The 21,917-nt window shown below is 65.9% G+C and carries 14 protein-coding genes; 2 read left to right on the plus strand and 12 right to left on the minus strand.

Annotated features, from left to right (window positions below; translation table 11 throughout):
- Positions 1 to 168: 168 nt before the first annotated feature.
- From QZY48_RS04565 to galU, 3 genes are all read right to left on the minus strand, one after another.
- Entirely contained in the window at positions 169 to 1,578 is a 1,410-nt protein-coding gene (locus QZY48_RS04565; RefSeq protein ID WP_295428331.1) for a sigma 54-interacting transcriptional regulator, read from the minus strand.
- Positions 1,579 to 1,689: 111 nt separating this feature from the next.
- Complete coding sequence (prsT, locus tag QZY48_RS04570) at positions 1,690 to 4,548, minus strand: XrtA/PEP-CTERM system TPR-repeat protein PrsT (RefSeq protein ID WP_295428334.1); 2,859 nt, start codon at positions 4,546 to 4,548, stop codon at positions 1,690 to 1,692.
- A 69-nt stretch (positions 4,549 to 4,617) separates the two neighbouring features.
- Positions 4,618 to 5,490: a UTP--glucose-1-phosphate uridylyltransferase GalU gene (gene galU / locus QZY48_RS04575; protein WP_295428337.1), complete on the minus strand. Its 873-nt coding sequence runs from the start codon at positions 5,488 to 5,490 to the stop codon at positions 4,618 to 4,620.
- A 599-nt stretch (positions 5,491 to 6,089) separates the two neighbouring features.
- Between galU and QZY48_RS04580 the strand changes: the two genes are divergently transcribed.
- Positions 6,090 to 7,244, plus strand: coding sequence for an alkaline phosphatase family protein (locus QZY48_RS04580; RefSeq protein ID WP_295428340.1), 1,155 nt, complete (start codon positions 6,090 to 6,092; stop codon positions 7,242 to 7,244).
- Positions 7,245 to 7,266: 22 nt separating this feature from the next.
- On the opposite strand, the gene QZY48_RS04585 is transcribed toward QZY48_RS04580, so the two are convergent.
- Positions 7,267 to 7,722 (minus strand): hypothetical protein, encoded by a 456-nt coding sequence (locus QZY48_RS04585; RefSeq protein ID WP_295428342.1) that lies wholly within the window; start codon positions 7,720 to 7,722, stop codon positions 7,267 to 7,269.
- 67 nt (positions 7,723 to 7,789) lie between these two features.
- On the minus strand, positions 7,790 to 8,203 hold the full coding sequence (locus QZY48_RS04590) for a hypothetical protein (protein WP_295428344.1): 414 nt from the start codon (positions 8,201 to 8,203) through the stop codon (positions 7,790 to 7,792).
- Positions 8,204 to 8,368: 165 nt separating this feature from the next.
- On the opposite strand from QZY48_RS04590, the gene QZY48_RS04595 reads away from it, so the two are divergent.
- Positions 8,369 to 9,727, plus strand: a complete 1,359-nt coding sequence (locus QZY48_RS04595; RefSeq protein ID WP_295428347.1) for a sigma-54 dependent transcriptional regulator — start codon at positions 8,369 to 8,371, stop codon at positions 9,725 to 9,727.
- Here the strand turns inward: QZY48_RS04595 and QZY48_RS04600 are convergent.
- The 7 genes from QZY48_RS04600 to QZY48_RS04630 form a co-directional block, all read right to left on the minus strand.
- A complete protein-coding gene (locus QZY48_RS04600) occupies positions 9,677 to 9,841 on the minus strand; it encodes a hypothetical protein (RefSeq protein ID WP_295428351.1) in 165 nt (54 codons plus the stop codon). The two genes, QZY48_RS04595 and QZY48_RS04600, sit on opposite strands and share 51 nt — an antisense overlap.
- Before the next feature lie 63 nt (positions 9,842 to 9,904).
- Positions 9,905 to 11,548: an LruC domain-containing protein gene (locus QZY48_RS04605; protein WP_295428352.1), complete on the minus strand. Its 1,644-nt coding sequence runs from the start codon at positions 11,546 to 11,548 to the stop codon at positions 9,905 to 9,907.
- 69 nt (positions 11,549 to 11,617) lie between these two features.
- Positions 11,618 to 12,070, minus strand: coding sequence for a hypothetical protein (locus QZY48_RS04610; RefSeq protein ID WP_295428355.1), 453 nt, complete (start codon positions 12,068 to 12,070; stop codon positions 11,618 to 11,620).
- Positions 12,071 to 12,101: 31 nt separating this feature from the next.
- Positions 12,102 to 13,115: a sugar transferase gene (locus QZY48_RS04615; RefSeq protein ID WP_295428357.1), complete on the minus strand. Its 1,014-nt coding sequence runs from the start codon at positions 13,113 to 13,115 to the stop codon at positions 12,102 to 12,104.
- A 254-nt stretch (positions 13,116 to 13,369) separates the two neighbouring features.
- On the minus strand, positions 13,370 to 13,759 hold the full coding sequence (locus tag QZY48_RS04620; protein ID WP_295428358.1) for a hypothetical protein: 390 nt from the start codon (positions 13,757 to 13,759) through the stop codon (positions 13,370 to 13,372).
- Positions 13,760 to 14,095: 336 nt separating this feature from the next.
- A complete protein-coding gene (locus QZY48_RS04625; RefSeq protein ID WP_295428361.1) occupies positions 14,096 to 15,277 on the minus strand; it encodes an acyltransferase in 1,182 nt (393 codons plus the stop codon).
- A 64-nt stretch (positions 15,278 to 15,341) separates the two neighbouring features.
- Positions 15,342 to 21,875, minus strand: coding sequence for a glycoside hydrolase family 9 protein (locus QZY48_RS04630; protein WP_295428364.1), 6,534 nt, complete (start codon positions 21,873 to 21,875; stop codon positions 15,342 to 15,344).
- Between the last annotated feature and the right edge of the window lie 42 nt (positions 21,876 to 21,917).

Here is a 21,917-nt window from a genome sequence, read left to right on the forward strand (position 1 = left end):
TTGTCGTAATCGGAGAAGCGATGCACTTTGGGGTGCGAGAGAATCCGGGGCGCTACGATAACCTCGATTACGATTACGACAACGACAACGACAACGACAACGGTGCGAAAAGTATTCCCTAATGGACTTGTTTAACTTATCAATGAATCGTGCCTGACGTCTTGACACTCAATCCAACCCGTGGAGCCGAATCTTCCGGTACAGGGTGCGCTCGCTGATTCCGAGTTCCTGCGCGGCGGCGCGGCGGTTGCCGTGGTGGCGCCCAAGCACTCTCTCCAGTTGCTCCGCCTCACAGTGGGCACGGGGCGCTTCGGTCAGGCTGCGCAGGGCCGCGACGGCCCGACACTGACCCGGAAGACAGGGCTTCGCAACCCCCTGGTCCGGGCCCGGGAGCGGGACCAGGGGTTCCCGCGGCAGGGCCGCGCGCAGCTCGCGGGCGCCGATCGAGCCGAACTGCGCGGTGGCCGCGGCGGCCCACAGGATATTGCGCAGTTCCCGCACATTACCGGGGAAGTCGTAGGCCGACAGGACCTCCAGGGCCGCGGGCTCCAGGCTGTACTCCTGCCCGGCGGCGCGACCGATGCGCCCCAGGAGTTCATGGGCCAGCGGCAGGATATCCGCCCGCCGCTCGGTCAGGGACGGGAGGGTCAAGGCGATGCAGGCGATGCGGTAATAGAGGTCCTGGCGGAACCAGGGCACCCCGCGCAGTTCCCGATTGGTGGCACAGACCAGCCGCACATCGGCCCGGCGGATGCGGGTCCCGCCGACCCGCCGGAACTCCCCGCTCTCCAGCACGCGCAGCAACTTGGCCTGGAGCGGCAGGGGCATCTCGCCGATCTCGTCGATGAAGAGGGTGCCGCCGTGGGCCTGCTCGAAGAGCCCGCGGTGCTCACCCGCACTCCCGGTGAAGGCACCGCGCTCGTGGCCGAAGACCTCGCTCTCGAACAGACCGCTGGTCAGGGTGGTGCAGTCGAGGACCTGGAAGGGCCCCGCGTGCCGCGTCGACAGGCGGTGGATGTGGGCCGCCGCCAGTTCCTTGCCGGTCCCGGTCGCCCCCTGGAGCAGCACCGGGGCGGCGGAGCGCGACGCCGACAGCAGGCCCGCCAGGACCTCGCGAAAGGCCGGCGAGGCGCCGATCATGGGCAACCCACCCGCCGCGTCCGCACCCTGCGACGGCTGGTGCATGGCGTCGTGCTGGATCAACTCGCCGACGCAGGTCTGACCGCCGGCGGTGCGGATCGGATAGGCCTGGATGCGCGCCAGGTGTTCACGGCCCTCGCCGTCGCGGTAGGCTCGGGTCACGGAGGCGCCACCCTCGCCCGCGAAGACGCGCGTAAAGGGACAATCGCCACCCTGACGGGAGCAAGGACAAGGGCGATTACCCGCGGGAACCATGTCATAACAAGGCTGACCGACGACCGCGGCCTGCGACACGCCGTAGTGGGTCTCAAAGGCGCGGTTGACGACCAGCACCCGAAACTCCGGGTCGATCATGACAAAGGGCTGATCGCAGATGTCGACCAGCGACTGCAGCTCGAGGTTTGGCCCGAGGTTCTGTGGGTTGTCGGATTGCGGCATGGGCGTGGGCGGACCTGATACGCGTTTGTCGGCTCACCCGCGGACAGCCCGCGCGGCGTACCCCGGGGTCCATCCCGGGGAGGATGTCAGGGCGCATCGCCTATCCTCAAGCTAGGAAGACCCTGCCTGCAAACGGGCCAAGAGGGCGCGGGCCGCGTCCACCTCCGGAAAGTCGCGGCCGGTGATCGTCAACAGCAGTTGCCGCGCCTGCTCGGTATTCCCGACGGCGGCGAGCGCCAGCGCATAGCGATAGACCAGGCCCGGATTGGTCAAGGCCGCGCCCTGGGCCTTCTCCAGGACCTCGACCGCGCGCGCGGCCTGCGCGTTGGCGAGTAGAGCCGCACCCAGGGTATCGGCGATTTCCGCGCGCTCGGGCGCCGCCGCGTAGGCCTGCTCCGCCTCGGCCAGCGCGGCCTTAGGATCGCTCTTGAGCAGCACCATGGCCAGATTGTTGTGCGCTGCCGGATCGTCCGGCCGTTGTTGCAGAATCATGCGCAGTTGGACGGCCGCGTCCGCATCCCGCCCCTGCTGGATCAGGAGGTCCGCGATGCCTGCACGCGCCGCCAGGTCGTCCGGATGGGCGGACAGCCAGGCCTGCGTGTCGGCGACCGCCTCCTCGGCCTGGTTGGCGGCGACCAGGGCCTTCACGAGGGCGCGCTGATAGCGCGCGTCCTCCGGCACCCGTTGCCGCGCCGCGCGCAGATAGCCCACCGCGGCCGCGGCGTCGCCCTTGCGCAAGGCGAGACGGCCTTGCTGGAAGGCCAGCCGGGGCTGATCGGGTGCGATGGCGCTGAGCTGGCCGGCCAGCTCGGCGCGCGCCCCGTCGTCCGCCGCCGCCCCGAAGGCCGCGTCCAGCGCCGGCCCCGCCAAGGGGTCGTCCGGCGCCAGGCGCAGCGCCCGCACGAGGGCCTCCTGCATTCCCGCACGGTCACCGGACGCCGCCCGCGCCGTGGCAAGCAGATAGAGGGCCGCGGCACGCTCCGGATTGGCCGCGGCCAGTTGCTCGAAGCTCTGCACGGCCTGGGCGGGGCGGCCGGTGGTCAGTTCCAGTTCACCGCGCAACCGCAACACGGCTGACTGCTGAGCCTGGGCCGCGGGGGTCGCCGCCACCACCTCCAGCGCGCGCTGCGGATCCTCGGCACGGCGCAAACGCCGCGCCAAGGCCAGCCGCAGTTTCAGGTTCTCCGGGTCCTTCTCCAGCCCCTGGCGCAGCCGGTCGATGGCAGCGAATGGTTTGCCTGCCCGCTCGTCGGCAATCGCAGACTCGAGCAGGGTGGCGGTATTATCAGCGTCGGGCCGGGCACCGACCGCGGGGGAGGCAGAGGCGTCGGCGGCCTCGCGTGCCTGCCCGCGGCCGTCCAACTGGTCCAGAGCCGCCGCCGCAGGCTTGAAGCCGGGACTGATCTCGAGTGCCCGGCCAAAGGCCGCGCGCGCCCCGGCCGCGTTGCCGGTGCCGGCCAGGGCCTGACCCAAGAGGAACTGGACCCGCGGGTCCTGGCCGCTGCCCGCTACCAGGGCGCGGGCCTGCGCCAGGGCCGCGTCCGGGTGCCCCTGTGTCAGTTCGAGCCGACCCAGGGCCAGGCTGACCTCCACGGAATCCGGAAACTGCGTGCGCAGACGTTCGAGCTGCGCCCGGGCCGCCGCCAGGTCCTCGGCGGCGGTGAGCCCGGCTGCCAAGGCCAAGCCAAAGCGCGGTTGACGCGGAAATCGCTTGGTCAGCGCACCGGCCACCGCCAGCGCCTCACTGGTGCGTCCTTGGGCCATGAGCGCCTGATAGAACACCTCTGCGATCTGCGCGGTTCCGGCGGTGCCGTCGGCCCCGCTGAAGGGGCGGATGATCCGCTCGGCGTCCGCGGCTTGGCCTTGAGCCAGCCGGATCCTGGCCTCCAGCGCCGCGCCGTCCTGGTCCTGAGGGCTCAGTTCCCGCAACTGCTGCAGATGCTCCAGCGCCTGGGCAAAACGGGCTTGCCGGGCCAGTGCCCGACTGAGCAGCAAGAGCCCCTGACGGTCGCCCGGGACGGCTTGCAGGTAGCGCTCCAGCGACGCCGCGGCGGCGGCCGGATCACCGCGGCGCAACGCGAGCGACCCCTGCGCCAAGTCGAGTCCCGGGAAACTGCCGGCGGCCGCCCGCGCCGCCGCGATGTCCGTGGCGGCATCATCCAGTGCGCCGCGATCGATGCGGACCATCGCACGTTTGAAGAGCGCTACCCAGGGCCGCGGCGTATGGGCCAGATCGATGGTCAAGGCCCGCTCGGCGGCGCCCAGGTCGCCCACCAGGTAGTTCAACTCGCCAAGCAATTCCCAGGCGTCATGGGAGCCCGGATCGGCGGCCCTGAGCTGGTCCAGGAGGTCGCGGGCGGCCTTGGGATCACCGCGCGCGACCGCCAGGCGGGTCTGGCCGATCAGGGCGCGACGGTTGGCCGGATCCAGTGCCAGGGTCGCACGCAGCAGCGGCTCCGCGGCGGCCTGGTCGCCGCGGCCCAGTTCTGCCTCGCCCCGCTGGGCGGTCAACTCCGCCTTGGCCATCGGCGTTTGGACGGTCGCCGGGTCTATATCCTTCAGTACCTCGGCATATTTCCCTTGCAGCAACCAGGCGGCACCGGATTGCACCATCAGGTCCTCGGTCTCGGCCGCGGACGCCGCCGGTTGGCCTGCGGCCCGCAGCCGCTCGATCTCCTGCTGGGCCGCCGCCCCCTGGCCCAGGTCCAGATAAAGCCGGACGAGGAGTCGACGCGCGGCACTGTCGTCGGGTGCCTGCTGCAGTCGGCTCTTCAGCACGATCATCGCCTGGCGGGACTGTCCCTGCTCGATGGCGGCGCGGGCCGACGCCAGTTCCGGCCCGTCATCCTCTGCGGCGGCCGGCAGCGCAAGCACGAGGGCCAGCGCCAGGATGACGGACAGGGGCACAGGCGCGGAACGGATCGGCGGCACGGTCGGGGGCTCCTTGGGGTCATGCAAGTCGGGGTTCATTTGGAGCATATCCGCGCCTCCACACCTGCGAGTAACGACCGAGCGGCGGGGCATCAACCCCGGGCAGGGTCAATGCTGAAAGGCGCGCAGATAGGCGGCGAACTGCTCCCCCAGTTCCGGATGGGTCAAGCCATACTCGACCGTGGCCTCCAGATAGCCAAGCTTACTGCCGCAGTCGTAACGCTTGCCCTCGAAGGAGTGGGCGATCACCGTCTCATACTCGAGCAGGGCGGCGATGCCGTCGGTCAATTGGATCTCACCCCCGGCACCCTGGTCAGTCTGCTCCAGCATGTCGAAGATCCGGGGCGTCAGGAGGTAACGCCCGACGACCGCCAGGTTCGATGGTGCATCCTCCGGCGCGGGCTTCTCGACGATGGAGACCACGCGCATCGAACCTCCCGGTCCGGGTTCGACCTTGACGATCCCGTACTGACGGGTATCCTCATGCGGAACCTCTTGGACGCTCAACACGCTGCACTCGTGGCGCGCGTAGACGGCCGCCATCTGGGCGCAGACGCCCTTGTCCTCACAGCGGATCAGATCGTCCGCCAGGATCACGAAGAACGGTTCTTCACCCACCACTCCCTTGGCGCAGAGCACCGCGTGTCCCAGACCGCGGGCCTCGGCCTGACGGACATAGACGCAGCCTACGGTATTGGGCATGACATTCTGGACGATCCGGAGCAACTCTGTCTTGCCCGCGCCCTCCAGGGACGCCTCCAACTCGAAGGCCTTGTCGAAGTGGTCCTCAATGGAACGTTTATGGCGCCCGGTGATGAAAATCAGCTGGTCGACCCCGGCCTGCTCCGCCTCTTCGGCAGCGTACTGGATCAGCGGCTTGTCGACCACCGGGAGCATCTCCTTGGGGCTTGCCTTGGTCGCGGGAAGGAAGCGTGTGCCCAAGCCGGCGACCGGGAATACGGCCTTACGGATCTCTTTCATGGTTGATAGCTCTCCAAGTTCAATTCCTGCTCGATTGCGGCCGCCGCGGCAACGGGATCGGGCAGCCGATCGACAGATCGTCAGCACCGGCGGCAGCGGCCGCCGGCGGGGTCGTGCCCCGCGCTGATCACCCGCGGCCGGCCCCGGTGCGACCAAGATAAACCCAGCGCCACGGTTCAAGCACCGGGTCTCGGGCAGGGGGAGACCGCGGGACATTAGACCCGCGTTGCGGAACCTTTGTCCAGGGTCGCGGGCCGTTGGATGTTGGGATCAGCAGTTTCGGTCGCGGCGGATTCGCCTTGCCGCCCGTCACCCAAGGCCAGGACCCGCTTCTCTCAGGTGGTGGATGCAGTGGGTTCTTGCCTGACCGCGCGACCGTCTTTCCGATCAAGCGGCTTGTAAACGCAGAGGAGTTCTGCCATTCTTGGTTTGAGGGCCGCCTCGCGCAGGGCCCCATAGACGCATCCCCCAGGCGAGGGAACGGGCATGCGGTTGCCAAGATTCTCGCCGACAAGACGTGCACGCTGCGCGTCTTGGTCTGAACATTGCGTCGATGCACGGTGGTTTCCCGCGGACAAACGAAATGGCGCAGCAATCCGATGAGTGATACAAAGGCCCCAAAGATCTCGATCGTCGTCTTCATCGACGCGCTTGGCTGGGACGTATTGAAGGGGCGGCGGTTCATGGATGCCCGGTTGCCGTTCCGGCGCAAGCTGCAATCGGTGTTCGGGTTCTCATCCGCGTGCATCCCCTCGATCCTCACCGGCCTGAGGCCCCGCGAACACCGGCACTGGTCGTTTTTCTACTACTCACCCGCGACCTCCCCGTTCAAGCCGCTGCGTCTGCTGGGGCTGCTGCCGCGCTCCCTGGTCGATCGCGGCCGCGTGCGAAACCTGATCAGCAAGGTGGTCAAGCGGTTCTATAACTATACGGGCTATTTCCAACTCTACAATATCCCGTTCAAGTACATCGACAAGTTCGACTATTGCGAGAAGAACGACCTCTTCGTGCCCGGCGGCATGAACCGGGGGCAGAACATCTTCGATCACCTGAAGCGTGCCGGGGTGCCCTACCACGTATCGAACTGGCGCGATCCGGAAGCGCGCAACCTGGAGGCGCTCAAGGCCGACCTCATAACGGGCAAAATTACCTTCGCCCTTCTTTACATGGCAGCCATGGACGCCCTCCTGCATCAGGTCGGCAAGGAGAGCACCCAGGTGGATCAAAAGCTTGCCTGGTACGAGGCGCAGCTCGAAGAGGTCCTGCGAATCGCCGCGGAGCATTATGATCAGGTGCGGCTGTTCGTCTGCTCCGACCACGGCATGGCCACCGTGCACACCCAGGTCGACCTCATGAGTAAAGTGGAGGCCCTCGGGCTTGCGTTCGGCCGCGATTACACGGCGACCTACGATTCCACCATGGGGCGATTCTGGTTCCACAATCCGGCGACCCGCGAGCGCATCAGCACACTCCTGCAGCAAGTACCAGGGGGGCGTACCCTGCCGCAGCAGGAACTCGAACAATTGGGATGCGACTTTGAGGGGAATCAGTTCGGGGAACTGATCTTTCTGATGGACGCCGGCGTCCTCATCGTGCCGAGCCACATGGGCGTCAAGCCCATCACCGGGATGCACGGCTACCACCCGGACCATCCGGATTCAGATGCGTCCCTGCTGTCCAACGTCGAACCTCCGCACGACCCCAAGGCCATCACGGACATCTTTCATTTGATGCGCGCCGAGTCCGGCGCCTGACGCTACGGCGCCACCCGCCCCACTACCTGACCTGGTTGAGTTGTTGGAGTTGATCGGCGATGTGGGAGTTGGGCAGGAGACTGTAGCCGACCGCGGCTTTGATCAGATAGGCGAGCAACAGAACGAAGATGCTGATCAGCAGGTTGAGCCCGATCAGGAGCATCAGGGCCGTAATCGCATTGCCCCTGCGCGCCAGCGGTTCCGAGAACTCCGGGCGGTCCCGGCGACGGCGATCCTTGCCGACAAACAGCACCACATAAAACCGGTAGGCAAACCAGTCCACCCAAAACCTCAGGTCGACCAGTTTGGGACCGGGTTTGGGAATTGCCTCCTCCAGCAGTCGCGTCACGGCGTCACGCTGCAGGTCCGTGAAGCTCGATCGCATCTCGCTGTCCAGCATGTCGAAGTAATTCGCGGGGGTCTTTTCGGAATAGTGCGGCCGCTCGTCGGTTGCTTGCTGTAACGAATCTTGATTCATGTCCGCCTCGCGCGGTGCACGGCAATGGGGGTTGCGGGTGACTGGAAGACCGGCAGCATGGCGCGCGTCAGAGTTGCGACCAGGTCGCATCGGGATGCCAGTGCAGCGGTCGGCCGTTCAACAGGTTATCCAGGTTGTTAGCCACGGAATTGGCGATGACCAGAAAGTAAAGCCCCCACAGCAGCGGCAGCAGAATCACTGCCAGACTCGCCGAGGCACGGCGCGAGCTCAACAACTGGATGCTTGCCCCTGAGAATGCCGCGAGGAGCAGGAACTCCAGTGCCAGCAGCGGATAGTAAGCGGTGCGCACGAGCTCCCGCAACCCGCTCGACCAGCCTCCCTCATTCGTCCAGAATATCGGTTCTTCCCGTAAATAGGAAAACGCAATCAGCGCGATCAGGGAAAAAAAGTTGACCGCTGCGCCGGCGACGAGCAGCGGCGTATGTGACGGCAGCGAGTTTCGGGCGCGGTTCCTAGGCAAACGAAGACGGCTCAAGAAGCTTAGGGCCAGGCGCTGACTCTACGGCAAACATGGCATGCGCAACAAGCGGGAATGACTCAGAGCCCGCCCGTGGGAGGTCATCGGACCAGTGGGTCTGGAAATCACCCCGATCAAGATTATCAGGTATTTAGTGCAGCGCAAACAATGACCGATACCATCCTGCTGGTCGGCGGGGACGATCAGTCCCACCGGGATATCGCCGCCGACCTGCGGCGTCGCGGCTATCAGGTCACCGCCGTCGCGCACGGCAGCAGCGCCCAGCGCGCCTTGGCCGCGGCGGCGCCGGACCTGATCCTATTGGAACATCCCTGGGCCAAGGATGTCAGTTGGACCCTGATCGAGCGATGGACCCAGGATCATCCGGTGCTGGTCGTGTGCGGCGAGCCCGGGATCGAGGCCGCGCTCCAGGCCCTGCGCCTGGGGGCGACGGAGTTCCTGGTCAGACCGGTGGACCTGGTGGAGTTGGCGGGGGCGATCCGGCGGATCATCGACAACGCCCTGCTCTATCGGCGCGGCGAGTTCTACACCAGCGTCGTGCGGCAGGAGGCCCCGAGCCTGATGGTGGGGGAGAGTGAGCCGCTGCGGCGGTTGCTGGCCGCCCTGCAGGCCGTGGCCCCGACCGAGGCGACGGTGTTGATCCTGGGCGAGAGTGGGGTCGGCAAGGAAAAGGTTGCCCAGGAGATTCATCGGCTGAGTCCGCGGGCCGCGGGGCCGCTGGTGGCGGTCGATTGTTGTTCACTGCCGGAGTCCCTCTTCGAGTCCGAACTGTTCGGGCACGAGCGCGGGGCCTTCACGGGCGCCGCACAACGAAAACCGGGGCTGATCGAGCAGGCCAGTGGCGGTACCCTCTTTCTGGATGAGATCGGCGAACTTCCGGCCCCGATCCAGGCCAAACTGTTACGGGTGCTGGAGACCAAGAGGTTCCGCCGTTTGGGCAGCGCCGTGGACCTGCAGGCGCAGGTGCGGATCGTCGCGGCCACCAACCGGGATCTCGACGGCATGGCCCAACGGGGGGAATTCCGCCAGGACCTGCTGTATCGCCTCAACGCCTTTGTGGTCACGGTGGCTGCGCTGCGTGACCGCCGCGCGGACATCGCACCACTCGTGCGGCACTTTCTGGCCAACCCGGGTTTTTCCAAGCGGATCATCAAGCGGGTGAGTGAAACGGCCATGCAGCAGTTGCTGGACTACGACTGGCCGGGCAACGTCCGGGAGCTGCGTAACGTCGTCGAGCGGGCGATCATCCTGTCGGGCAACAAGCTCAGGATCGATTCGGAGCACCTCACCCTGCCGCAGTCCACTGTGAGACCATCGACCAACGGGGTGACACTGACGTTCGACCACGAGCCGACACTGGCTGAAATCGAGCAATGCTATCTGCAACTGATCCTGACCCGGCACCCGGGACCCAGGGCGGTGGTGGCGCGGGTGCTGGGGATCGGCGAGCGGACGCTATACCGGCTGCTGGCCGATCTCAAGGTAGACCCGGCGGCCTCCGAGTGAGACCTGGCAACGGGTATTCGGCAGCTCGTTAGCGTTGCGGTTGTCGTTGTCGTTGTCGTTGTCGTTGTCGAGGTTATCGTAGTGCCTCCGATTCTCCCGCACTCGAAATTGCATCGCTTCTCCGATTACGATTACGACAACGACAACGACGATCAAGGCCGCTACGGGTGATCCGCCTTACTTCGGGAAGGCCAGCGCCTCCACCATCTTGCTCACGTACCAGTCGGTCGCGGTCGTACCACCACTGGCGGCCCAAATGGCAAAGTTCGGATAGGCCCAGGCAATGTTGTTCCATTCCGTCGGGTAACGCCAGGTCTCCGGCACGTCGAGCGCCCAGGGCTCGTTGGCGGCCGTGCGGTAATAGCGGCCCTGGGCCGGATCGGAGGTGTCATTCAGGGTCCCGAACAGTTTGGGGTTGGCCTTGGCGGTCGGCGGGTGATCGACCAGGTGCACCTCCAGGCCGCGCTGCGTGGTCCGATAGATGAACGGGTTGAAGGGGGCATCGCCGAGCCGCGCCGCCGTCATCGGCTGCTTGAAGTGGATGTTGACCTCCAGCGGGACCGCCGCGGTGCGGGGGCACTTGACCACGCTGTTCATCATCGAGCAGGGAAAGGCCTGGCCGGTGGCGGTCAAGGGGGTGACATTGGGCGAGAGGATGAAGACCGCCTCGGTCTGGCCGCTCTCCACCGGCAGTGCCACCGGGGTTTGGTCACGGATGCTCAGGGTCGTCGTCGCCGGATCGATCGCGTCGCGGCTCACCCCGGCCAAATGGATGCCGAAGCCATTGTCGGAGCCGGCGCCGCGCGCCCTGATCTCATAGATCAGCTTGAGGTCGACGATCTCGTTTTGCGCATTCAGCGTTTCGACCACCCGGTAGGCGACCACCAGGTCATTCATGTCGAAGTCGCCCTTCTTCGGCCACAGGTCCTCGAAGGCCAGCGAGCCGAAACCGGTCGCGCTGGGATAAAACCTCCGCGCCGCCCGCGTCGGGTCCAGGGGGAAGGCGTCCAGGTCGTCGGCAATACCGTCGCCGTCGCTATCCAGCACCACTTCCTTAACGAGCGCCTGCACCTTGGTGCGATCGATGGCGGAAAAAGGTGTCACCTTGATGGCAATCAGCACGTCATTGAAGTCGTGATCGCCGCCGCTGCGATTCAGATCCTCAAAGCCCAACACCAGCAGCCCATCCTCCGGCTTCGACAGCAAGACCGTGTGCCCATTGAGGTTCGGGTCGGCCGCCGTCGGCTTCTCCGGATTGAGTGCCTTCAGTGTCGTAAAGATCGTGGTCGACGACTGGTTGGGGTTGACCACGCTCCCGGTCCAGCCGTTGGAGACGATGGTGAAGCCGAGGGCGGTGCCGGCCTTGAACTTCCCCAGCGCGACGGCATCGCCATACTTCATGCCCCCGAGCGTTGGTAGAGAGAAGTTGGGAAACATGATCCTGGTCGTCAGTTCACTGAACGTCTTGGGCTTGTTGGCCGGGTCGAAGGTGAAATAGCCGACGCCGTTACGGTAGCCGGCGCCTTCGTCAATGAAGGCCACCGTGATCTCCGCGTCTTCGAGGAGGACGAGGTTCGCACCCAGATCGTCGGTGATCAGTTTGGGATCGTTCGTGCGGATATCCTTGTATTCCGGCAGCCGTTTGCGGATGTCGGCCAGGAGGCTGGCCGGCAGCGCGCTGCTCAGATCAAGCAGGGTCTTGGGTACCCCCTGGGCATCGTAGCTATCCAGATACTGCCAGGTGATCGCGAAACCGGGCGGCGCCGCGGCGCTGAGCGCCAGGGCCGCCAGTGCGGTAACAAGGGGACGACGGTCGCTCATGGAGAAGGTCCTGCTGCTGAGATTGAAACACTTGCGATGACGATACCGATCCGCGTCAGGTCCGGTGCGTCATTGCACCTGCCCGAACTGCACCACCACCGTGTCACTACCCGAGGCGATGGTGGCGGCCGGATTATCGGTGTGCAGGTGGATGCTGACACCGCGTTCGCTGCTCAGCCACACATCGTTGCTGCTGACCTCCGACGCCGGGGCGGCCGCCAGTTCACTCAGAAAGACGCCTTCCAGGTCCGCGATGTCATTCAGCCCGAGGACCTCTCCGGTGACGGTCACCTTGACCCCTTTGGCCCCACCAACGCCCAGACCGTTCAGCAGCACGTCGTAAGACTGGCCTTGGTAGGTGAGGACGGCCTGCCCCAGCGGGGCGCCACCGCCATCCGCCAGCGTGAGGGGTGAAAAGGTGATCAGGCCAACGGTGGCCGGCGGTGCACTCGAGACACCGGCGCTGATCAGCAGCGCTAAGGCGGCACCGGTCAACTGCGTGAGGTAGCGGTTTCTCATCATGGTTGCAGTCTCCAAAACATTCTGTGAACACTCATTCCGCGTAGACAATCGACTGGTCGCTGACGGCCAGGGTCAGGGTATCTTCGCGGTCGGCGGTACGTACCACCACCACCACCTGGGTGAGGTGGGCCGGCAGCCGCATCTCACCGTAATAGCTGCCCTGGGCGTCGGTGAAGCCGTTCTCCAGCAGGCGCAGGCCGTTGGGTCCCTGGCTGTAGAAGCTCAGCAGGGCCGGGGTCCCATCGCCGCCGGCCAGGGCGATGTCGACCGTGGTTGGACGGCTGTTGTCGTAGCTGAAGACGTTCGGGGGGGGGGCGGCGGGGGACGCCGACACCGCAGCGCTGTACCCGCCCCCGGAAAAAATCAGGACCGTCAGCATCCCGAGCAACTTGAGATCGGTCAAGAACGATTGCGATTGGCTGTATTGTAGGTCCAACTCCACCAGCCGATCGATTCCGACCTCGGGCTGGCTGGCGCCCTGCCAGATGCCGGGGGCGATCTCCAGGCGGCAGCGATCCGCCGCCGAGTAACGATCCACCTCCTGCGCAAGTGCGGGCGGCGGCCCCACCAGCGACATATCACCCTTGAGGACGTTCGCCAGGTGGGGCAATTTGTCGATTCCCAGCGTGCGCATCAGTGTGCCGATGCGGGTGAGGCGCAGGACGCCGGTGCCGGCGTCTGAGTGTGCTGCCGGCAGGTCCGGTCCGGCTTTGGCAGGGTCGAACACCGTCGAGCGCAACGTCCACAGGGTGAACGGCTTGCCCCAACGCCCCACCCGGGTTTGCCGCAGCAGGACCGGCCCGGGGCTTTCCAGCGAGATCGCAAGGGCGACCAACAGGAACAGCGGCAGCAGCAGCACAAGCAGCAGCGACGACACGACAATGTCCAGCAGCCGCTTTACGAGCCGGGTACCATGAACGACCGCGGTCCAACCGATCTGTTTCAGGTAGACCTTCAGTAGGTATCGGGGCGCATTCCGGTCTATTCCGGCGTAGCGTTTGATCAACAGCTCGCGGAGCTGACGGTCATCGGTTTTGGGGTTCATGGGATTCAACTCACATCTCGATTGTTTATGGTTTTCAGCATGAGGGGCTCAGGATCGGCAACTGCTCCGGTCGCCGGCAACGCCGAACATCGACTCGGTGGACGCGGGTGGTGCCTAGGGCGATATCGCGCCTCGTCCCGCGGCGGCGGCGTCATCGCCGATCCGCGGCAGCCGCCTTTCTGCGACAGCGCGGGCCAACCGGGAGGTATCGGCTTCTTATCATGGCTGGTATCTCCAAAAAAATCCGCGCACGATCACTCAGCATAGGTGATCGACTGATCATTGATGGCGAGGGTCAGGGTATCTTCGCGGCCGGCGGTGCGCACCACTACCACGACCTGCGTAAGGTGGGCCGGCAGCTGCATCTCGCCGTAATAGCTCCCCTGGGCGTCGGTGAAGTTGTTCTCCAGCAGCCGCAGGCCATTGTCCCCTCGGCTGTAGAAGCTCAGCAGGGCGGGGCTGCCGTCGCCGCCGGCCAGGGTGACGTCGACCCTGGTCAAGCGGCTGGTGTCGTAGCGGAATCCGGCCGTGGGTTGGGCGCTGGTGGCGGCCGATACCGTGACGTTCCAGGCGCCCGCGGCCAGGACCAGCGCGGTCAGGATCGCGTTGACCCGGGAGGTGAGACGGGGATGACGGTTAGACATGGAGTAGGTCCTGCGGTCTTGGTCGTGGAAGCACTTGCGATAGCTATACAAGACCCATGCCAAACAAAAAAATATCTTTAAATAATTGATAATAAATAAAAATACTGATCTTCATGCGGCCTGATCCGGCGACCGACGAGGGCCTGACTGCCATTGCAGCAGTGTTCGCCCGTTGGTGGCTGCCGAAATGGCAGGGGGCGTTTTCAAACGTCCTCAGGTCCAGAGGAGACCCGCCACTGGCGCCGGGTGAATGGAGGTCTGACCTGCCACATTGGCAGAAGCTTTACCGTGAAAGTCGCGCCGGGAGCGCGCTCCACTTCCCCCTCTCCCTTGTAATTAAAGAGTGCTTCGTGATTGAACAATCACATTGCTCTCAGATGGGAAAAAGCGATGACGGAGTTTGAGGAAAGGATTCTCCACGAGGATCGTCATGATTGCGCCGAGCAGAATCGATGTCGCAATAAACAGGGAGGCCTGGGCCGCTATCTGCAGTCCGGTCGACTGGATATTGTCACCGAGCATCTGGTTTATCATCCGATAGTAAGGGATCGGCAAGAGTATTATGAAAAAATGCCAGAGATAGATGTTGTAAGACCAGAGTCCCACCCGGGCGACGCCGGTCATGATGAAATTTGCTTCGATCGACTTGATCGCCCCGTGGTAGATCAGGGTCAGGAGTATCGAAAAGCCGATAGACAGCAGCGGGAATCCGATGGTGAACATGAAGGGGTTGGTGCGATTGAAAAATGCAGCCGGTATAATTAATGCAACGGCGGCGAGAAACGAGACGAGACGATGGGAGTCTATCCAGGTAATCAGTGGCGACCGCGTCCGTATCAGGAAATTCAGGTAGACCCCAATCATCAGGGCGTCGATTCTCAAGTGGGTCCTGGAATAATCATCATCCAGGAGCGTTCCGTTCAATGTTACAATGCGCAAGACCAAACAGGTGATGACTACCAGCAGTGTGAGCCAGGGAATCACCCCCCCCCACGTCAGTGATCGCTTTGCCGAAAGAATGACCAGAAATGACAGGGTCATCGGCAGCAGGATATAGAAATGCTCCTCGATTGCGAGCGACCAAGTAGGCCCGTTGGGGTTGCCCGATGGAATATAATTCTGAAGGAACAACAGGTGGGTCGCCAGTGACTCGAGTGCCGATAACGGTGTAGTGTAGTCGATATATCCGGTCGCGCCGGTCACGGCAAGTACGATGAGTAACAATAGATACGACGGCCAGATCTTGAATGCGCGCCGGATCCAGAAATGCCGCCAGTTGAGCTTCCCGCTTTTCTCCAGTTCACTAAACAGCAGTCCACTGATGAGAAAACCGCTGATGACGAAGAACAAATCCACGCCGGTCCAGCCCAGTTGCTTGATTCTCCAGAAGACAAAGCCGGTCATTCCGGTCAATTCAGATACGGCAGGAGAAATGCGGGGCTCGATATGATTGAGAAACACCATGAGAATGGCGGTGCCACGCAAGATATCCAGTGATTTGATCCGGTGTTTGTCCATGCTACGCCCTCTTATTTTTCAATTGCACGGCGAAGTACCTCAATAGACGTAGCGGTGGTTGACATCAGGGTAACGGACTCAGGGAGTCGATCTCCTCCTTGAGCCCGCCCCGGCGCAGCAGCCCGAAGGCCAAGCCCACCTGGGCGTAGTCCGCGACTGTGGGTTCCGACATGGGCGGCAGACCGCGGGCGTCAGTATAGCGGCGCAGGACCGGGTAGATGGCGGCGAAGTCGGCTGCGGTCGCGGGCAGCGCCGTGCCGATGGACTCGGCGGGCAGGTAGCCGGCGGTCACCGCCGTCATTTCCTGCCAAAGGGCGGGCAGGTGGAAGTGGGGCCCGAGGATCGGGATGCCGCTGATCGGATCGCCGGGGATCGCGTTCCGGGTGAGCTTGGACAGGGGGAAGCGCGGCGACCTCGCCCCGAATCCGGTGAGGTAGCTCAGGGATTGCGGATTGGCGCCGAGCTGTTGGTGGGGGCTCTGCCAGGCCCAGTTCAGGTAGTCGCTCTTGCCGGTGAGCCGATAGGCCTGGAGGAGCGGGAGGGTGTGGCGGGTGGATACGGCAAAGGAGCCCCAGCCAGCCCAGCCGAGATAAGGATGGCTCGGGGAGCGGAAGGGGTGCGTGGCGGCATTGCGCACGCGCCAGTCCGCCCCCGCGATGAAGGCGTTGCGGGCCTGGGTTACCGAGTTCGAGTCCTTGCCCTCGCCCTCGGCGAGCAGGTAGGCCCAGAGCCCGGCCAGCGCAAAATCCTTGAAGCTGACGCCGGCGGTCGGATCGATCTTGACCTGGGGCAGCAGGGCCTCGAAGGCGACCCGATAGGACGCCTCGCCGGTGGTGCGGTACAACTCGGCGGCGGCCCAGAGGCGGTTGTCGCGCGCCGAGACATCCGCGTAGTCGCCGGCACTCACGCCAGCGGGGTTCTTATAGCGCTCACCTTCGGCGGGCCAGTCGGCGTGGCTGGAGATGAAGTCCCAGGCCCGCCGCGCGGCGGCCAGGGCCTCGTCGGCGCGCGCCGGACGATAAGGCCGGATCAGCCTGGCGTGCAGGGCGCACGCGGCGGCGAAGGCGGCCGTGGCGTGGCTGGTCTTCTCGGCCAGCAGGCGCGGGGCGGCGATGAGGTGGGGCGGGACCGCGTCCCAGGTGCGGCTGGCAACGCGGAACCAGACGCCGCCGTCGGTCGGGTCCTGCATCCCGAGCAGCCAGTCCAGGCCCCAGTTCAGTTCATCCAGGACGTCCGGGATGCCGTTGCCGGACTCGGGGATGTTCAGGTCGCCGTCGCCGAAGCGCCGCGGGGCCAGGTCCAGGGCGGCGCCCGCCAGGTACCAGACCGGGGCCGCGTTGGGAACGTACTGGCCATAGTCGCCCGCGTCGAACCAGCCGCGGCGAACCGGGTGCCGGGCGGCCGGGCCGGTGTCAGTCGTGCTGCCGAGGCTCAGCGGGGAGTTGGCCACCACGGCGTGGAAGGCCGCGTCCATGGCGGGCGGGACCCCGCCCAGGGGCCGCTCATAGCCCGGTTCGGCCCAGGGCCCGACCACCGGGGTGGAGTTGCGGCTGTGGTAGAAGAGGCGCAGGGCGGCGCGGTAGGGGGCGTCGTAAACGTCAGTGGCGATGGTAAATGGGTCGGACACCCCGAGTCCCGGAACCCGCAGCCGATACTGTCCCGGGCGGTCCAGGGCGGTGAAGTCCGCCTGGTACACGTCGTTCCCGCTCCAGGGGTCGGCGGGGGCGGTGAGGCGGGCCTGGCCGCTGAAGACCGACGCGCCCGTGCCGACCTCGACGACCTCGAATCCAGTCGCCTCGACCGGCAAGGGACCGGCGGTGCCCAGCCAGTTGCCGAGGAAGGCGACCTTGGTCGTGCCCGGGGCATAGCCGACCTGATCGACCTGGATGGAGCCGGAGGCCAGATCCGGGTCGTAGCGCACCGGGATCGCGCGGCAGGGCGCGCTCGGATCGGCCGCGGCACCCAGCGCGCCGCAGGCGTCCAGGCGGTAGTCGACACCCGGGCGGAGCGGGTGCGGGAAGAGCAGGTGCAGGCGCGTCTCCACCTGCGGCTGCTTGGCGGTGTCGAAGCCGACGACCTGGCGGTCGCCACCCACCCGGGTTGCCGCCTGGGGGTTGGCATAGGCCGGGTCGGCCTGGGCGACGAGGGTATAGACCGACGGGTCGCGGGTGGCGACGGTGAGATCCAGGGTGTCGAAGCCCAGGGTCAGGGCGCGCGCCGAGCGCGTCTCCAGATACCGGGCCGGCCCCTGGGGCAGGGGCTGCATCTGACGCCTGGAGGTGTCGGCCAAGGACGAGGTGATACCCCGCTCGAGCGTGGCGGGAATGGCCTTGAAGGTCGCCGTGGCACTCGTGGCCGCCCCCATCGCCACCGTACAGCCCTCGGTTCCGCTGCAGGCACCGCTCCAGCCGGCAAACAGATACCCGCTGGCCGGCGCGGGGGTCAAGGTGACGGTGGTGCCGCTGACGTAGGCCTCGGTGCAATCGCCGCCGCAGTTGACCCCGACCGGCGCGCTGGTGACGGTGCCGCTGCCGCTCAGTATGACGGTCAGTGCGTATTTGGGGAGCAGCGTGAAGTCAGCCATACATGTCGTATCCGTATCGAGGGCGAAAGCGGCACCGCAACGCGACGGAGCCCAGCCGCTAAGGGTTGATCCCGGCGCGGCGGTCGCGGTCGGGGTCACCGCGGTGCCGGCCGCATAACGACCGCCACCACCGACAGTACCGCTGCCGGTGCCGTTCTTGAGCACGCTGAGCTGGTGTTGTACCTTGCCCGCGGTGTCGATCTCCTCCTTGAGCCCGGCCCGGCGCAGGAGTCCGAAGGCGAGCCCCACCTGGGCATAGTCCACCACCGTGGGCTTGGACATGGGCGGCAGGCCGCGGGCGTCGGTGTAACGACGCAGGGCCGGGTAGAGTTTCGCGTACCCGCTCGCGTCCGTGGGCAGCGTCGTGCCGACCAGCGAGGGGGGGAGGTAGAGGGTGTTCATCGCGGCCATCTCAGCGGAGGGCAGGAACTGGGGCCCAAGGACCGGGATACCCTTGAGCGGGTCGCCGGGGCCGGCGCTCTTGGTGAGTCTGGAGAGCGGAAAGTGGGGATACCTGGCGCCGAACCCGGTGAGGTAGCTCAATGATTGGGGGTTTGCCCCGAGTTGCGGGTGGGGACTCTGCCAGGCCCGGTCCAGGTAGTCGGTCTTGCCGGTGAGTCGATAGGCCTGAAGCAGCGGCAAGGTGGCGCGGGTGGAGACGGCAAAGGAGCCCCAGCCGACGACCGCGATGCTCTGATGGCTCGGGGCACGGAAGGGGTGCGCGGTGGCATTGCGCACCCGCCAGTCTGCCGCCGCGATGAACGCGGCGCCGGCCTGGGTAACCATGGTCGGGTTCTTACCCTCACCCTCGGCGAGCAGGTAGGCCCAGAGCCCGGCCAGCGAAACGTCCTGGAAACCGACCCCCGCGGTGGGATCGATCTTGACCAGCGGCAACAGGGCTTCGACGGCAGTTCGATAGGGCGCCTCGCCGGTGGTACGGTACAGTTCCGCGGCGGCCCACAGGCGGTTGTCGCGGACTGATGCATCCGAGTAGTCGACGGCGCGCACGCCCGTCGGACTTTGGTAACGTCGCCCCTCGGCGGGCCAGTCAGGGTGGCCTGCGAGGAAGTCCCAGGCCCGCCGCGCCGCGGCCAGGGCCGCGGCGGCGCGCGCCGGACGATAAGGCCGGATCAGCCGGGCGTGCAGCGCACACGCGGCGGCGAAGGCGGCGGTGGCGTGGCTGGTCTTTTCAAACAGCAGGCGCGGGGTGGCGATCAGGTAGGGCGGGACCGCGTCCCAGGTGCGGCTGCCGACACGGAACCAGACCCCGCCATCGGCCGGGTCCTGCATCCCGAGCAGCCAGTCCAGACCCCACTCCAGTTCGTCCAAGACGTCAGGGATGCCGTTGCCGGACTCGGGGATGTTCAGGTCACCGTCGCCGAAGCGCTGCGGGGCCAGGTCCAAGGCGGCGCCCACCAGATACCAGACCGGGGCCGCGTTGGGTACGTACTGGCCATAGTCGTCGGAGTCGAACCAGCCATGGCGGACCGCGTGCCGGGCGGTTGGACCGGTGTCAGTCGTGCTGCCCGCACTCAGCGGGGAACCGGCCACGGCGGCGTGGAAGGCCGCGTCCATGGCGGGCGGGACCCCGCCCTGGGGCCGCTCATAGCCCGGGTCGGCCCAAGGCGCTACCACCGCCGTGGAGTTGCGGCTATGGTAGAAGAGGCGCAGCGCGGCGCGATAGGGGGCGTCGTAGACATCGGCTGCGATCACGAAGGGGTCGGACACCCCAAGTCCCGGGACCCGCAGCCGGTAGCGTCCCGGGCGGTCCAGGGTACTGAAGTCGGCCTGGTACACATCATTGCCGCTCCACGGGTCCGCCGGCGCGGTGAGGCGGGCCTGGCCGCTGAAGTGCGCCTCGCCCGTGTCGCTATCGACGACTTCAAAGCCGGTCGCGTCCACCGGCAAGGGTCCGGCGCTGCCCAGCCAGTTGCCGAGGTAGGCGATCTTGGTCGTTCCCGGGGCATAGCCGACCTGATCGACCTGGATGGAACCTGAGGCCAGGGTCGGGTCGTAGCGGACCGGCAGCGAGTGACAGGGTGCCGCCGGATCGGTACTGCCGCCCACGGCCGCGCAGGCGTCCAGGCGATAATCGACACCGGGGCGCAGCGGGTCGGCGAAGAGCAGGTGCAGGCGCGTCTGCGCCAGGGGCAGATTGGCACCGTCGAAGCCGACGGCCTGGCGGTCGCCGCCCACCCGGATGGCGCCCTGGGGGCTGCCATCGGCCGGGCCGACGAGGGTATAGCTTGCCGGGTCGCGGGTGGCGACGGCCAGATCCAGTGAGTCGAAGCCCAGGGTCAGGGCGCGTGCCGAGCGCGTCTCCAGATAGCGGGCCGGCCCTGCGGTCAGGGGTTGCAACTGACGCCGCGAGGCGTCGTCCAGGCTCGCCGTGATGCCCCGCTCGACGTATCCGGCGATCGCCTTGAACGACGCCGTGACCGTCTTGGCCGCGCCCATCACTACCGTACAGCCCCCGGTGCCGGTGCAGGCACCACTCCAGCCGGCAAAGCTGTAACCAATCGACGCAGTCGCGGACAAGGCGACCGCGGTGTCGGCGGTGTAGGCGGCCGCGCAATCGCTTCCACAATAGATCCCCGCTGGGGTGCTGGTGACCGCGCCATTACCGCTGAGTTTTGCGGTTAGAGTGTAGGTGGGGAGTAAGGTGAAGGTGGCGGTGCAGGTCGTATCGGCGGTAAGGGCGAACACGACGCCGCAACTGCTCGGCGTCCAGCCGGCCAAGGTCGATCCGTGCGCGACGGTGGCGGTCGCGGTGACGGCAGTGCCGGCCACGTAACGACCGCCCCCACCGACCGTACCGCTGCCGGTACCATTCTGCAACACGCGCAACTGGTAGACGAGCGGCGGGCCCTCGCGTTTGACGACTGGCCAGACGGCACCGTTGCCTGACTGATCGGCGGGCGCACCCACCTGCAATCGCTCGAGCGTGACAAATTGCGTCTTTGCATCATCGAACAGATAAACGTAGCCGGCGCCGCCGTTGCCGAGGCCGACCAGGAACTCGCCCCGCAGATCGCCGTCGATATCGCCAATCACGGGGCGCGTCTCGCCGTTGAGGGCATTGTATTCGGGCCAGTCGATCGTCACCGATCCGCTGGCGACCAGCGCGGACGAAAGGTAGTCGAAGACCTCGAGGACACCGCCGCCGGACGGACCCAGGCCGATGACGATCTGTTGGGTTCCATCCCCGTTCAGGTCGCCAACCGCAGGGCGGGTCTCGCCAACCTCGTCGGCATATTCCGCCCACGACAGGCTGCCCTCGATTTCGTCGCGCCAGGGGTCCTGTCCGGCCGCCAGGCGGGCCGCCTCGAAGCCCTCTTTCACAAAAAACCGCCCCGCCCCGCCCGGCCCTACACCAATCACGAGCTCAGCGCGTCCATCGCCGTCGAGATCCCCTAAGGCCGGCCATGTTTCACCATTGGTCTCAGCGTATTCCGGCCAGTCGATGGCGGACCAGCCAAGCGGTGTCAGCGAGCGGCCCGCAAGGCGAAATAGTGCGACCATTGCATTTGCGCCGCGCCCCAACCCGATCACGATCTCGGCCTGGCCGTCGCCGTCGATATCGCCCACGGCGGGACGTGTTTCACCATTCGCGGCGCTGTAGTCCGGCCAGTCGACCTGGCCCCACGCCAGAAGGGAAAAATCGTCATCGAGAATCTCAAACCGGCCACCCGGCAGGCCATCCTGACCGACCGCACCGAACCCGATGACAATTTCATCTTTGCCATCGCCGTCGAGGTCCCCCGCGGCAATCCGCGCCTCACCACCCGCGGCACTGTATTCGGACCACCCCAAGGGGACATTCCGGTCGAACGTCAGGTCCTTGTTGATGACTTCAAGCTGCCCGTCGGCAGTCGGGTCGCCGCCCACGCCAAAAACGTACCTGAAAGGTTGGAAGGTCCAGTCGTCCGCCTGTGGGGCAAGGATTGGCCATACCAGCAAGGCCAGGGCGCACAACACGCCGATCCAGCCGTCCGCAGTCATTCGCTTATTCATTATCGTCAACCTCTGGGCTGGGAGCCGCTATGGCTTAATCGA

The organism is uncultured Thiodictyon sp. (assembly GCF_903828115.1).
Classification (GTDB): Bacteria; Pseudomonadota; Gammaproteobacteria; order Chromatiales; family Chromatiaceae; genus Thiodictyon.

Bases quoted from the DNA above. Each gene is read 5' to 3' on its own strand.
- QZY48_RS04565 (WP_295428331.1), bottom strand. From the start codon at position 1,578: ATGCCGCAATCCGACAACCCACAGAACCTCGGGCCAAACCTCGAGCTG.
- prsT (WP_295428334.1), bottom strand. From the start codon at position 4,548: ATGAACCCCGACTTGCATGACCCCAAGGAGCCCCCGACCGTGCCGCCG.
- galU (WP_295428337.1), bottom strand. From the start codon at position 5,490: ATGAAAGAGATCCGTAAGGCCGTATTCCCGGTCGCCGGCTTGGGCACA.
- QZY48_RS04580 (WP_295428340.1), top strand. From the start codon at position 6,090: ATGAGTGATACAAAGGCCCCAAAGATCTCGATCGTCGTCTTCATCGAC.
- QZY48_RS04585 (WP_295428342.1), bottom strand. From the start codon at position 7,722: ATGAATCAAGATTCGTTACAGCAAGCAACCGACGAGCGGCCGCACTAT.
- QZY48_RS04595 (WP_295428347.1), top strand. From the start codon at position 8,369: ATGACCGATACCATCCTGCTGGTCGGCGGGGACGATCAGTCCCACCGG.
- QZY48_RS04600 (WP_295428351.1), bottom strand. From the start codon at position 9,841: ATGCAATTTCGAGTGCGGGAGAATCGGAGGCACTACGATAACCTCGAC.
- QZY48_RS04605 (WP_295428352.1), bottom strand. From the start codon at position 11,548: ATGAGCGACCGTCGTCCCCTTGTTACCGCACTGGCGGCCCTGGCGCTC.
- QZY48_RS04610 (WP_295428355.1), bottom strand. From the start codon at position 12,070: ATGATGAGAAACCGCTACCTCACGCAGTTGACCGGTGCCGCCTTAGCG.
- QZY48_RS04615 (WP_295428357.1), bottom strand. From the start codon at position 13,115: ATGAACCCCAAAACCGATGACCGTCAGCTCCGCGAGCTGTTGATCAAA.
- QZY48_RS04620 (WP_295428358.1), bottom strand. From the start codon at position 13,759: ATGTCTAACCGTCATCCCCGTCTCACCTCCCGGGTCAACGCGATCCTG.
- QZY48_RS04625 (WP_295428361.1), bottom strand. From the start codon at position 15,277: ATGGACAAACACCGGATCAAATCACTGGATATCTTGCGTGGCACCGCC.
- QZY48_RS04630 (WP_295428364.1), bottom strand. From the start codon at position 21,875: ATGAATAAGCGAATGACTGCGGACGGCTGGATCGGCGTGTTGTGCGCC.